This window comes from Citrobacter sp. KTE30, from assembly GCF_000398825.1.
Taxonomy (GTDB): Bacteria; Pseudomonadota; Gammaproteobacteria; order Enterobacterales; family Enterobacteriaceae; genus Citrobacter; species Citrobacter freundii.
This window is the reverse complement of record NZ_KB976057.1, coordinates 22,280-36,154: the sequence shown is the minus strand read 5'-3', so window position 1 is coordinate 36,154 and position 13,875 is coordinate 22,280. Positions and strand designations below refer to the sequence as shown.

The following is a 13,875-nucleotide window of genomic DNA, read 5'->3' as shown; positions in this document are numbered from 1 at the left end:
GGATTATGGCATTTTCATAATCCGCATTTTACATCAGCAAATGAACCCAACATTACATTTTAGCCAGAGGACCTACTCTTCCTCGTTACCGCCTTCTTCATATGCGCCAAACGGTTTCGCAGGTAGCACAATGTAAGTACCTTCAAACACGACGCCCGGAGTGTCATCGCCAAACACCCCGACCTGCATCTGAACTCGCGCCTTGCGACCTCTTGCCAGGCGGTCGAGGTCACCGCTCAACGACCCCAGATCGGCAATAGCAGTTGGTTTCCCGGTGATCGGCCTGCTGTATCGGATATGCGCGTCGGCCAGGATTATTGTCCCACCCAGATGACGCTCGCGCAGCATCAGCCAGATAAGTCCCCAGCCCGTTAGCGTAGCCAGTGAAAACAGGCTACCGGCAAACAGGGTATGGTGCGGATTCTGATTGCCTGTCTCGGGCATCGTGGTGATAAATTTCTGCCCAGTGTACTGCTGAATGCGTACGCCCATTTTCTCACTCAATGGAATATGTTCGTACCAGGCTTGTTGTAGCTGTCCGCACCAGTCCCCGCGATGGAGAATATCGTCCAGCGTCGCAATGGGCTTAATCATCAAAAAGTGGCGCACCGGCGTGGTTTGCGGCGTGGTGATTTCTCCCTGGCTCACAAAACCGAGCTTGGCGAAAAATTCGACCGCATCTTCACGGGCACTACAGGTTACGCGTTTGACCCCTTCCTGACGCGCCACAGACTCCAGAGTCATCGCCATCAGCGTGCCCAACCCTTTCTCTTGCACGGAAGGGTCTACTGCCATAAAGCGTATGGAAGCTTCGTTATCCGCATTGATATACAGACGCCCTACCGCAACCAGATTCCCCTCTTCGTCCACCACCATCTGGTGATGCGCCATCGCGTCCCATGCATCCCGTTCGGAGCCTTTTGGCTGGTGCAATGGTTTACGCAGCATCTCCCAGCGAAACTGGTAGTAACGCTCCAATTCTTCTTCTGTTTGCGGTACTCGAAGGTGATACATAGTCGTATTCTCTCTTGTTGTCCGCGGCCATACCGGTAGCTGGTTCATACTTGTAACCAGAACGTCACCGGGCCATCATTAACCAGTGAAACCTGCATATCCGCAGCGAATCGACCAGTTTGCGTATTCATTTCCTGTTGGCGGCAACGCTCAACAAAGTACTCATACAGCGCTTCTGCACGCTCGGGCGCTGCGCCTTTCGAAAACCCCGGGCGCATGCCACGCTCGGTATCTGCCGCCAGCGTAAACTGTGAAACCACCAGTACACTCCCCCCTGATTGCTGCACATTAAGGTTCATTTTGCCTTCGGCATCGCTAAAGATTCGATAACCGAGTACACGCTCGCACAGGCGATTCGCTTTCTGTTCGTCATCATCCCTTTCGACACCTAACAGGACCAAAAGTCCTGGGCCAATTTCACCCGTCACCTCACCCTCCACGGTGACGCTGGCACGGGTTACGCGCTGAATTAATGCAATCATGGTTGCTCTGCTTCTTCTTCTTTTGCGGCTTGTTTAAGTTTGCGGTATTCCCCGAGAGTGACAGTTATTTCCGCGCCTAGCAAGACGATACACCAGGTCCAGTATACCCAGACAAATAAAATAGGGATCACCGCCAGAACACCGTAAATGAGCTGATAAGACGGAAACATCGTGATATAGAGCGCAAATCCTTTCTTTCCGGCTTCGAACAACACAGCAGCCACAAAGGCACCAATAACCGCATCACGGTTGGGTACACGCGTAGTCGGTACGATGCTGTAAAGCAGCCAGAACGAGAGCCAGGAAAGCACCAGCGGGAAAATACGCAGGACGTTATCAATCACCGTGTTGAGATCGCTGGCCCAGCGCAATGACAACAGATAAGAGCTGATCGCCAGACTGGCCCCCGCCAACAGCGGCCCCAGCGTTAAAATCATCCAGTAGACGGCGAAAGAGTAAACTTTAGGGCGAGTACGCTTACTGCGCCAGATAGTATTCAACGCATTATCAATGGCGTACATCAACAATAACGCTGTGACAATCAGCCCGCATGCCCCGACTGCCGTCATTTTGTTCGAGTTGGCGACAAACTGTTCGATATAACGTTGAATGACGTCTCCCGTCGCCGGGATAAAGTTTGCGAAAATAAAATGACGTAACTGGACACTGACGTCGGAAAACATCGGAAATGCGGCGAAAAGCGCAAATACGACGGCAATAAGCGGCACTAATGAGAGCAATGAAACGTAGGCAAGATTCCCTGCCAGCGTCGTCATGTTGTCCTCATCAATCCGCTGCCATAATAGCTTCAGCCAGTCTCGTACGGGACGCGTATGATGCCTGGCTTGCTGCTGAACATTTTTTAGCATAACAACGTCGCGAAATAGTCAGGAATGGTCTTTTTATCGACGACCTGGATACTGGTGATCCCTAACCGGTTAGCCCCTTCAATATTATCGGCGTTATCGTCAAAAAAGACCGCATCGTGCGCAGAAAAACCTTCAGACTGCAGGACGTGCTGGTAAATCCGCGCTTCCGGTTTACGCATGCCCAGGTCCTGGGAAAGGTAAATATGGTCAGCAGCCTGACGGATCTCGGGATATTCATCCGGCCAAAACGTGGTGTGCAGGCGGTTAGTATTCGACAAGACGACCACCCGATGCCCCTGCTCACGCAGCTTTTGCATGATGTCGATGACCTCAGGGCGCAAGGCGACAAAAACGGCCTGCCAGCCGTGAGAGAACTGCTCGTAACTTAGCGGCAGCGCCATCTCATGACATAGCGCCTCGGCAAAGGCTTCATCCGTTATTTCACCTCGCTCGTGCTGGTGAAAAGCCTCCCCCATGGTGAAACTTTGCTTTAGCGAAGCCAACGGTACACGACTTAGATCGCTCCATGTGCCCAACACGCGGTTGAAGTCGATATCGACAATCACATTACCCAAATCAAAGATATAGAGCATGCCCTTCTCCTTATTCGCCGTGGATGAATAACTGTAGCGGGAAAGGAGAAGTTTGACTATGCGAGAGTGATGGCTGCGAAGTTATCGGGCCATCATTGGGAAGAATTACACGGCCAGAGCATCATCCTGTGAAGGACTCACCTGCACAATTTCAACCTGCTGTGACTGGAGTAAATTGTGCAATGCCGGACCTGGGTATTCATCAGTAAACAGCGCAGTCACCTGAGACACGTTACCAATTTCTACCGCGGCAGAAGCCGTATATTTCGTATGATCCGCTGCCAGCAGAATGTGTCTTGAATGGGACATCATCGTTTTCACTACGCTGGCTTCATTGACATCAAACTCCAGCAGCGCGCCATCACTTTCGATCGCGCCAACGCTGGTAACCAGATAGTCGGCCCGAAAATCAGCCACAAATGCTGAAGCAGAAGGGCCAATGATGCCGCTGTTGTGCGGGCGTAACGTTCCACCTGGTACCATAACTTCAAAACGTGGGTTGTTATACAGAATGTGCGCCACGCGTAGGCTGTTGGTAATAATGCGCAAATGATTATGGTTTAACAGCGCGCGGGCCACCTGCTCAACGGTGGTGCCAATGGTAATAAACACCGTTGATCCATCGGGAATGTAGTCAGCCACCGCTTCCGCGATGGCCTTCTTCTCTTCCGTCCAGGAAACTTCACGCTGCTCAAACGCCGTATTCACCACGCTGGAGGCTCTGCCCGCGCCACCATGATGACGCGTAATTAATCCCTGCTCGCTGAGTTTACGAATATCACGACGCACAGTTTGCGTGGACACGTCCAGCAGGCTCGCCAGCTCGTCGATATTCATATAACCGCGCTCGCTAATCAGCATAAGCAGTTGATCGTGTCGCGGATTACCGGTCAGTTCGGTAAGACTCATGAAATTTCCTCGAAAAACCATTGCCCTGGCATTTTATACAAAAAGTGACAGAAAAGATCGGGTTTGATCACAGTCAGGGATTCCGGCCCTTCCTCCCGGGCGAGTGCATTTTAACGCAGCAACCCCACTGGCAAACCTGACGGCCTCTTCTGGAGCATCGCCACCCGCCAGGCTGAATGCGAGCGCACCGTGAAAAACATCCCCAGCTCCCGTAGTATCCACAACATCGACTTTAAATCCAGATTGATGCTGCAACGTATTATTTTTTATCCAGTCACAGCCTTCGCTCCCTCGTGTCACATAGACATGACCATTTGTGAGCGTTTTTGCTTTTTTAAGTCCAGCTTCAGAATCATTTATCCCGGTTAAACGCGCCAGACCCGGTTCAGAGAACGCCGCATGATCGCTCAACGCCACCAGCTCGCTGATATCTTGTGGCGTGACGTCACCATCCAGTACCGTCATCACTCCCGCCCGACGCGCCAGCGTGAACGCCTGCCTGGCGCCTTCGTGCCAGCGAACATCCGCCAACACCACATCCCACTGGGAAAAATCGATCTCATTCAGCCAGGCAGCATCCGGCAGTAAATCCGGGCTGGGATAGTTAACGATAATCCGTTCTCCTTGCGCATCAACCATAATTGCCGATTGCGAAGACTTTGCCCCCGCATAGCGCCGGGTGTAACGGGTGTTTACCCCCAGGGATTCCAGCTCCGCCAGCAGGCTATTTCCGGTGTCGTCATCGCCCACACGGCCAACAAAGTCCACCTGCGCGCCCAGCTTCGCTGCAGCCACTGCGGCCGTTGCAGCAGGCCCGCCGCCCACTTCCGTATAACGCTTCGCCACATACTTACCTCCTTCGGTCGGTAAACCTTCCACGTAATAGATGCGATCCATCACGGCAATACCTACACAAGCAATACGAATCATGGTCATTCCTTAGGCGTTTCAAGATGGGATCATTTTAATTTCACAAAATGTTTAAAAAGTGACGGCTGTCAATTTTTTGACCATAAATTACAAATACGATCAAAAACAGACAAAAACAAACGACCTTAAATGACAAAAAATGACATCCACGTCTCAGGAGAACGTTATGGCAGTTATAGCATTTATCGGATTAGGTCAGATGGGTTCACCCATGGCGAGCAACTTGCTGAAGCAGGGTCATCAACTCAGCGTCTTTGACGTTAACCCGGATGCCGTTCAGCGCCTGGTGGAAAAAGGAGCTCAACCTGCCAGTAGCCCGGCTCAGGCAGTAAAAGGGGCAGAATTTGTCATCACAATGCTGCCAAACGGCGATCTGGTGCGCAGCGTACTGTTCGGTGAGCAGGGTATCTGCGAAAACCTCTCCCCGCAGGCATTAGTAATTGATATGTCGACTATTCACCCACTGCAAACCGACAAACTGATCGCCGATATGCGTGACAAAGGCTTCGACATGATGGATTGCCCGGTTGGACGTACCTCCGATCACGCTATCGCAGGAACGCTGTTGCTGCTGGCAGGTGGAACGGCACAGCAGGTAGAACGCGCCACACCGGTTCTGATGGCGATGGGTAATGAATTGATCAACGCAGGCGGTCCCGGCATGGGCATTCGCGTCAAGCTCATCAACAACTACATGAGCATCGCGTTAAACGCCTTGTCTGCTGAAGCCGCCGTGTTGTGCGAAGCGCTCGGCCTCTCCTTCGATGTGGCCTTGCAAGTCATGAGCGGCACTCCCGCCGGGAAAGGCCACTTCACTACCTCCTGGCCGAACAAAGTGCTGAAAGGCGATCTTTCCCCGGCTTTTATGATCGATTTAGCTCACAAGGATCTTGGCATCGCGCTGGACGTTGCCAACCAACTACATGTGCCGATGCCGCTCGGTGCCGCCTCCCGCGAAGTCTATAACCAGGCACGCGCCGCTGGCCGTGGCCGGGAAGACTGGACGGCCATTCTTGAACAGGTTCGCGCATCCGCCGGGCTAAATAAACACACAGATAAGTAAGGACTGAACAATGACGAAGTACACCCTGAAAGATATCACCCGAGCTTCCGGCGGTTTTGCCATGCTGGCGGTCGATCAGCGCGAAGCCATGCGCTTAATGTTTGCCGCTGCGGGTGCAAAATCCCCGGTCAATGACAGCGTGCTGACCGATTTCAAAGTCAATGCGGCAAAGATCCTGTCCCCCTATGCCTCCGCCATTCTGGTCGATCAGCAGTTCTGCTACCGCCAGGTTGTAGAGCAAAACGCGGTCGCCAAAAGCTGCGCCATGATTGTGGCCGCTGATGAGTTTATTCCGGGTAACGGAATTCCGGTCGATAGCGTAGTGATTGATAAAAAAATCAACCCGCAGGCTGTGAAGCAAGATGGCGCCAAGGCTCTCAAATTGCTGGTGCTGTGGCGTAGCGATGAAGATGCCCAACAGCGCCTGGACATGGTGAAAGAATTTAATGAGCTATGCCATTCCAATGGACTGCTGAGCATCATCGAGCCGGTTGTTCGCCCACCGCGTCGTGGCGATAAGTTCTGCCGTGAACAGGCCATCATCGATGCCGCGAAAGAGCTGGGCGACAGCGGTGCCGATCTCTACAAGGTCGAAATGCCGCTGTACGGCAAAGGAACCCAACAGGAATTGCTTAGCGCCTCTCAGCGCCTGAATGAAAACATCAACATGCCGTGGGTCATTCTCTCCTCTGGTGTGGATGAAAAACTGTTCCCACGCGCGGTCAGCGTAGCAATGACCGCAGGCGCATCCGGCTTCCTGGCCGGGCGTGCGGTCTGGTCATCCGTCGTGGGTCTGCCGGATACCGAACTGATGCTGCGTGATGTTTCCGCACCGAAGTTGCAGCGTCTGGGCGATATCGTCGACGAAATGATGGCCCGCCGCTAATAGAGGATCAAAGCATGAAATGGTTTAACACCTTAAGCCACAACCGCTGGCTGGAACAAGAAACCGATCGCATCTTTAACTTTGGTAAGAACGCGGCGGTGCCCACCGGGTTTGGTTGGTTAGGAAACAGTGGTCAGGTCAGAGCGGATATGGGAACGCATCTGTGGATCACCGCCCGCATGCTGCACGTCTATTCCGTTGCCGCCTCCATGGGTCGCCCAGGTGCATATCAACTCGTCGACCACGGCATTAAGGCGCTGAACGGCGCGCTACGCGACACACGCTACGGCGGTTGGTACGCCTGCGTCAATGACGAAGGCGTGATGGATGCCTCCAAGCAGGGTTATCAGCATTTCTTCGTTTTACTTGGCGCGGCAAGCGCGGTCACTACCGGTCATCCACAGGCCAGAAAATTGCTGGATGACGCCATCGAGGTGATTGAGAAGTACTTCTGGAGCGAAGACGAACAAATGTGCCTGGAGTCCTGGGACGAAGCCTTCAGCCAGACAGAAGATTATCGCGGCGGCAACGCTAACATGCACGCGGTCGAGGCTTTCCTGATCGTGTATGACGTTACTCATGACCGTAAATGGCTCGATCGCGCACTGCGTATCGCTTCGGTGATTATTCACGACGTGGCCCGTAGCGGGGAGTACCGCGTCAATGAACACTTCGATTCACAGTGGAACCCAATCCGCGATTACAACAAGGACAACCCAGCTCACCGTTTCCGCGCCTACGGTGGCACGCCGGGTCACTGGATCGAGTGGGGCCGCCTGATGCTGCATCTGCATGCTGCGCTGGAAGCTCGCTTTGAAACGCCTCCTGCCTGGCTGCTGGAAGATGCAAAAGGACTTTTCCACGCCACTATCCGCGACGCCTGGGCACCGGACGGCGCAGACGGTTTTGTCTATTCGGTGGATTGGGACGGCAAACCGATCGTTCGCGAAAGAGTGCGCTGGCCGATAGTCGAAGCGATGGGTACCGCCTACGCCCTGTACACCCTTACAGGCGACAGCCAGTACGAAGCCTGGTACCAGAAATGGTGGGATTACTGCATCACCTACCTGATGGATTACGAGACCGGTTCATGGTGGCAGGAGCTGGACACCGATAACAAGGTGACCACCAAAGTCTGGGACGGCAAGCAGGATATTTATCACCTGCTGCACTGCCTGGTGATCCCACGTCTGCCGCTGGCTCCGGGCCTTGCTCCGGCTGTTGCCGCCGGTCTGCTGGATATCAACGCTAAATAAGTAACAAGGTGGGCTGCCATGCATAGCGGTGGAAAAACCATTCATCTTCAGGCCGGACACTACCAGGCGAAAATCGTCACGGTTGGCGCTGGGCTAGCAGAATTGACGCACCGTGGGCGTCATATCGTTATTCCCCACAAACCGGAAGAAATGCCACTGGCACACTTGGGGAAAGTGTTAATCCCCTGGCCAAACCGCGTTGTAGACGGCAGCTATCACTATAACGGCAAGGATTACCAGCTTGCCGTTAACGACTCGGTTTCACATACCGCCATTCATGGGTTACTGGCCTGGCGGGACTGGCAGATTAACCAGCAGTCGGCATCGGAAGTGTCGCTGACGATTTTTCTGCCGCCTTCTTATGGTTATCCCTTCGCGCTGGTTTCAGAGGTGATTTACCGACTGGAGGCAACCCGTGGACTGCACGTTTTTATCCGCACACAGAATGTGGGTGATGAAATCGCGCCGTATGGCGCGGGAGCACATCCCTATTTGACCTGCAATCTGCAACCCATTGATGACTGTGAATTAACACTCCCGGTGATTGAAGAAACATGTGATGAACGATATTTCACCACGCCGCAACGCATTGCGCAGACCGCTATCGATCATACGTTCAGGACTATGCCACCTGACGCTGAGTGGGAAGTCAGGATGACCAGCCCATCGCAAAACATGTCCACTTTTTTACGCAGCCACCAGCCCTGGTTGCAAGTGTATACCGGCGAAAAATTAGCACGGCGTGGCCTGGCGGTTGAACCGATGACCTGCCCGCCAGACGCCTTTAACTCCGGAATTAGCCTGATTCATCTCGCGCCCGGAGAACAACATCAGATGCATTTTTTAATCGGCAGTGAATAACAGATTTCCGACAAATTACCGAATTACCCTATTTTTACGGAGACGACAATGAATTCGCTACAACAACGGTCAACCGCCATAGAACTCACATCATTACCTGATGGATTTGCTTTAACGTACCACCAGCGCCTGATTTTACGCCACAGCACAGAAACGCCCTGCCTGTGGGTCGGCGCTGGCGTTGCCGACATTGACATGTTTCGCGGCAACTTCAGCATTAAAGACAGGCTCAATGAGAAGATTGCTCTGACTGGCGCCACGGTAAGCGAGTCCCCAGACGGCTGGCGGGTGCATTTCAGCCGCGGTGATACCATCAACGCCACGCTGCATATTTCCACCGATGAACAGGGTCGCCTGAAGCTGGATCTGCACAACGGCGATCTCAACCATAACCGCATCTGGCTGCGTCTGGCCGCCAGGGCGGACGATCATATTTACGGCTGCGGCGAACAGTTCTCTTATTTCGACTTACGCGGTAAGCCGTTCCCGCTGTGGACCAGTGAACAGGGCGTGGGCCGAAACAAAAACAGCTATGTCACCTGGCAAGCCGACTGTAAAGAGAACGCCGGTGGCGACTACTACTGGACCTTCTTCCCACAGCCGACCTTCGTCAGCACGCAGAAGTACTACTGCCACGTTGATAACAGTTGCTATATGAATTTCGACTTCAGCGCGCCGGAGTATCACGAACTGGCGCTGTGGGAGGACAAAACCACCCTGCGCTTTGAGTGCGCTGATACCTACATCTCTCTGCTGGAAAAACTGACTGCGCTGTTAGGACGCCAGCCGGAGCTGCCGGACTGGATCTACGATGGCGTCACGCTCGGTATTCAGGGCGGTACTGAGGTTTGCCAGAGCAAACTGGACACCATGCGTAACGCAGGCGTGAAAGTAAACGGCATCTGGGCGCAGGACTGGTCCGGGATCCGCATGACCTCCTTTGGCAAGCGCGTGATGTGGAACTGGAAGTGGAACAGCGACAATTATCCGCAGTTGGATAGCCGTATTAAGCAATGGAAAGAAGAAGGCGTGCAGTTCCTCTCCTACATCAACCCGTATGTTGCCAGCGATAAAGATCTCTGTGCCGAAGCGGCCAAACACGGTTATCTGGCGAAAGATGCATCCGGCGGCGATTACCTCGTAGAGTTTGGCGAGTTTTACGGCGGCGTGGTCGATCTGACCAACCCGGAAGCCTACGACTGGTTCAAAGAGGTCATCAAGAAAAACATGATCGAACTGGGCTGCGGCGGCTGGATGGCAGATTTTGGCGAATACCTGCCGACAGATACGTATCTGCACAACGGCGTCAGCGCCGAGATCATGCACAACGCCTGGCCCGCACTGTGGGCGAAATGTAACTACGAAGCGCTACAGGAGACCGGCAAACTCGGCGAGATCCTGTTCTTTATGCGTGCGGGTTACACCGGCAGCCAGAAATACTCCACCATGATGTGGGCGGGCGATCAGAACGTGGACTGGAGCCTTGACGACGGTCTGGCTTCCGTCGTTCCTGCGGCGCTGTCGCTGGCGATGACCGGTCACGGTCTGCACCACAGCGATATCGGCGGCTACACCACCCTGTTTGACATGAAACGCAGCAAAGAACTGCTGCTGCGCTGGTGTGACTTCAGCGCCTTCACGCCGATGATGCGTACCCACGAGGGTAACCGCCCAGGCGATAACTGGCAGTTTGATGGTGATGCTGAAACCATCGCCCACTTTGCACGAATGACCACCGTGTTTACCACCCTGAAACCGTATCTCAAACAGGCCGTCGCGCAAAACAGCGCTACCGGTCTGCCGGTGATGCGTCCGCTGTTCCTGCATTACGAAGACGATGCGCGTACCTATACCCTGAAATATCAGTATCTGCTGGGACAAGATCTTTTGGTCGCGCCAGTTCACGAGCAAGGCAAATCCGACTGGACCCTGTATCTGCCGGAAGATAGCTGGATAAATGTCTGGACCGGGGAAACTTACCAGGGCGGTGAAATTACCGTGGATGCGCCTATTGGCAAGCCTCCGGTGTTTTATCGCGCGAAGAGTGAATGGGCGCCACTGTTTGCCACTTTACGCAAAATCTAATACGGCTCGCCCGTGAGGAGACTCACGGGCACATGGAGAATAATAATGAGTCAGACCTCTTCTAATCCGGCAACCCTACGCTTGCCGTTCAAAGAAAAACTCGCCTATGGGATGGGTGATTTAGGTTCCAATATCCTGCTGGACATAGGTACGCTCTATTTACTCAAGTTTTATACCGATGTTCTTGGTTTACCTGGAACTTATGGCGGTATCATTTTCCTTATCGCCAAGTTTTTTACCGCGTTTACCGATATGGGGACTGGGATTATGCTCGACTCGCGCCGCAAAATCGGCCCGAAAGGCAAATTCCGCCCGTTCGTTCTGTATGCCGCATTTCCAGTGACGCTGCTGGCGATTGCGAACTTTGTCGGTACACCATTTGAAGTCACCGGTAAAACGGTGATGGCAACGGTACTGTTTATGCTGTACGGACTGTTCTTCAGTATGATGAACTGCTCTTACGGTGCGATGGTCCCCGCGATCACCAAAAACCCGGACGAACGCGCCTCGCTGGCAGCCTGGCGACAGGGCGGAGCCACTCTTGGCCTGCTGCTGTGCACCGTCGGTTTTGTGCCAGTAATGAACCTGATCGAAGGCAACTCACAGTTGGGCTATATCTTCGCCGCCACCTTATTCTCTCTGTTCGGCTTGCTGTTTATGTGGCTGTGCTATGCCGGGGTAAAAGAACGCTATGTGGAAGTGAAACCCGTTGATGCCGCGCAAAAACCGGGATTGCTGCAATCCTTCCGCGCGATCGCAGGTAACCGCCCGCTGTTTATTCTGTGCGTTGCCAACCTTTGCACACTTGGCGCGTTTAACGTCAAGCTGGCGATTCAAGTCTATTACACCCAGTACGTACTGAACGACCCGATCCTCCTTTCCTGGATGGGCTTTTTCAGCATGGGCTGTATCTTCATCGGTGTCTTCTTGATGCCGGGAATGGTCAGACGTTTCGGCAAGAAAAAGGTCTACATCGGCGGTTTGTTGATTTGGGTCGCGGGCGATCTGCTTAACTACTTCTTTGGCGGCGGTTCCGTCAGCTTTGTCGCTTTCTCGTGCCTGGCGTTCTTCGGCTCAGCATTCGTCAACAGCCTGAACTGGGCACTGGTCTCTGACACGGTAGAATATGGCGAATGGCGTACCGGCGTTCGTTCGGAAGGCACGGTATACACAGGCTTCACCTTCTTTCGTAAAGTGTCACAAGCGCTGGCAGGATTCTTCCCCGGCTGGATGCTGACGCAAATCGGCTATGTCCCCAACGTGGTGCAATCTGCCAGTACGGTCGAAGGATTGCGTCAGCTGATCTTTATTTATCCCTGCGCGTTGGCGGTGATCACCATTGTAGCTATGGGCTGTTTCTACAACCTTAACGAGAAGATGTATGTCCGCATCGTTGAAGAGATAGAAGCGCGTAAACAAACCGTTTGATAATAATAATGAATAGCGCTCTACGGGGCGCTATTGAGGAGCGATTATGTCTTTTCATGATCCGCTAACGCTAAAACTGAGCCTGCGTGAAAAATTCGCCTACGGAGTGGGTGACTTCGGCTCAAATTTGATGCTGTGTATCGGCACGCTGTATCTGCTTAAATTTTATACCGATGAACTAGGGATGCCGGCCTGGTACGGTGGGATTATCTTTTTGGTGGCGAAGTTCTTCACCGCCTTCACCGATATTCTGACCGGCGTGTTGCTGGACTCAAGGCGTAATATTGGCGCAAAGGGGAAATTCAGACCCTTTATTTTATATGCTTCATTTCCTGTCGCCGTCGTCGCCAGCGCGCAGTTTTTAGCGACAGGATTTACGCTAACAGTGAAAACGGGACTGGCAACGGTGTTGTTCATGCTGTTCGGCCTGTTCTATAGCCTGATGAACTGTTCCTACGGCGCGATGGTGCCTGCAATTACTAAAAATCCACATGAACGCGCTCAGCTCGCCGCCTGGCGTCAGGGCGGCGCTACCGTAGGCCTGTTACTGTGTACCGTTGGCTTTATGCCAATTCAGGCGCTATTTGTCAGTTCGCCTTCGCTGGGTTATCTGATTGCCGCACTGCTCTTCTCTGTCTGCGGACTGTTCAGTATGTGGTGGTGCTTTAGCGGTGTGAAGGAACGCTATATCGAAATCGTACCGGATCACCATAAACCCAGTATTCTCAAATCGTTCTGCGCCATTTTCCGTAACCCTCCACTATTGGTGCTATGTGTTGCCAACTTGTGCACGCTGGCGGCATTCAACATTAAGCTGGCGATTCAGGTGTATTACACCCAGTACGTGCTGAACGATATACATCTGCTGTCGTGGATGGGTTTCTTCAGCATGGGATGCATTCTGGTTGGGGTACTGCTGGTTCCCACAGCTGTAAAACGCTTCGGTAAAAAACAGGTTTACCTCGGCGGTCTGGCGCTATGGGCAATCGGCGATGTGCTGAACTTTTTCTGGGGCAGCACGTCATTTTTATTCGTGATGTTTTCTTGCATGGCCTTCTTCGGAACCGCTTTTGTTAACAGCCTGAACTGGGCGCTGGTTCCGGATACGGTCGATTATGGCGAATGGAAGACGGGGATCCGTGCGGAAGGTTCGGTATATACGGGTTATACCTTTTCGCGCAAAATTTCCGCGGCGCTCGCAGGCTTCCTGCCTGGGATTATGCTGACACAAATCGGTTATATCCCCAACATAGCCCAGAGCGATGCTACCCTGCTCGGTTTGCGTCAACTCATTTTTCTCTGGCCTTGCGGACTTGCAATTATTGCAGCACTCACAATGGGCTTCTTTTATAAACTCAACGAAACACGTTTTGCTTTTATTATTGAGGAAATCAGCCAACGGAAGAAAAACAACATCCAACCGGACCCTATTACCAATAAAAAGAATACCTCTGCTGTAAACGTATAAAAATAATAGCCGCCTATTCCATCCAAATGGA

13 protein-coding genes are annotated in these 13,875 nt (G+C 53.0%); 7 read left to right on the top strand and 6 right to left on the bottom strand.

All coding sequences use genetic code 11. The features are described 5' to 3' along the window. Positions 1-72 precede the first annotated feature (72 nt). The 6 genes from fabY to WC1_RS00650 form a co-directional block, all read right to left on the bottom strand. Complete coding sequence (gene fabY, locus WC1_RS00625; protein WP_003825286.1) at positions 73-1,014, bottom strand: fatty acid biosynthesis protein FabY; 942 nt, start codon at positions 1,012-1,014, stop codon at positions 73-75. Positions 1,015-1,058: 44 nt separating this feature from the next. Then, entirely contained in the window at positions 1,059-1,496 is a 438-nt protein-coding gene (gene dtd, locus WC1_RS00630; protein WP_003028671.1) for a D-aminoacyl-tRNA deacylase, read from the bottom strand. After that, a complete protein-coding gene (locus tag WC1_RS00635) occupies positions 1,493-2,365 on the bottom strand; it encodes a virulence factor BrkB family protein (protein WP_003028669.1) in 873 nt (290 codons plus the stop codon). Before WC1_RS00635 ends, dtd begins: the two co-directional genes overlap by 4 nt. Beyond that, a complete protein-coding gene (gene yihX, locus WC1_RS00640; RefSeq protein WP_016151258.1) occupies positions 2,359-2,958 on the bottom strand; it encodes a glucose-1-phosphatase in 600 nt (199 codons plus the stop codon). Before yihX ends, WC1_RS00635 begins: the two co-directional genes overlap by 7 nt. 105 nt (positions 2,959-3,063) lie before the next feature. Further along, positions 3,064-3,867 (bottom strand): DeoR/GlpR family DNA-binding transcription regulator, encoded by an 804-nt coding sequence (locus WC1_RS00645; protein WP_003847907.1) that lies wholly within the window; start codon positions 3,865-3,867, stop codon positions 3,064-3,066. Positions 3,868-3,900: 33 nt separating this feature from the next. After that, on the bottom strand, positions 3,901-4,797 hold the full coding sequence (locus WC1_RS00650) for a sugar kinase (protein WP_016151257.1): 897 nt from the start codon (positions 4,795-4,797) through the stop codon (positions 3,901-3,903). A 166-nt stretch (positions 4,798-4,963) separates the two neighbouring features. Here WC1_RS00650 and yihU point away from each other — a divergent pair, with 166 nt between their 5' ends. From yihU to WC1_RS00685, 7 genes are read left to right on the top strand one after another with little or no spacing between them, the layout of a single operon-like run. Next, positions 4,964-5,860 (top strand): sulfolactaldehyde 3-reductase, encoded by an 897-nt coding sequence (gene yihU, locus WC1_RS00655; protein WP_003847911.1) that lies wholly within the window; start codon positions 4,964-4,966, stop codon positions 5,858-5,860. A 10-nt stretch (positions 5,861-5,870) separates the two neighbouring features. Then, complete coding sequence (yihT, locus tag WC1_RS00660) at positions 5,871-6,746, top strand: sulfofructosephosphate aldolase (RefSeq protein WP_003028656.1); 876 nt, start codon at positions 5,871-5,873, stop codon at positions 6,744-6,746. A 14-nt stretch (positions 6,747-6,760) separates the two neighbouring features. Beyond that, positions 6,761-8,002 carry a sulfoquinovose isomerase gene (gene yihS / locus WC1_RS00665; protein ID WP_003028654.1) on the top strand — a complete coding sequence of 414 codons (1,242 nt, stop codon included), beginning with the start codon at positions 6,761-6,763 and terminating at the stop codon, positions 8,000-8,002. Positions 8,003-8,020: 18 nt separating this feature from the next. Further along, the gene (locus WC1_RS00670; protein ID WP_016151256.1) at positions 8,021-8,863 is read left to right on the top strand and encodes an aldose-1-epimerase; all 843 of its coding nucleotides are present in this window, start codon (positions 8,021-8,023) and stop codon (positions 8,861-8,863) included. 48 nt (positions 8,864-8,911) lie between these two features. Next, positions 8,912-10,948 (top strand): alpha-glucosidase, encoded by a 2,037-nt coding sequence (locus WC1_RS00675; RefSeq protein WP_016151255.1) that lies wholly within the window; start codon positions 8,912-8,914, stop codon positions 10,946-10,948. A 45-nt stretch (positions 10,949-10,993) separates the two neighbouring features. Further along, complete coding sequence (locus WC1_RS00680; protein WP_003028647.1) at positions 10,994-12,376, top strand: MFS transporter; 1,383 nt, start codon at positions 10,994-10,996, stop codon at positions 12,374-12,376. A 46-nt stretch (positions 12,377-12,422) separates the two neighbouring features. Continuing rightward, a complete protein-coding gene (locus tag WC1_RS00685) occupies positions 12,423-13,844 on the top strand; it encodes an MFS transporter (protein ID WP_003028645.1) in 1,422 nt (473 codons plus the stop codon). Positions 13,845-13,875 lie beyond the last annotated feature (31 nt).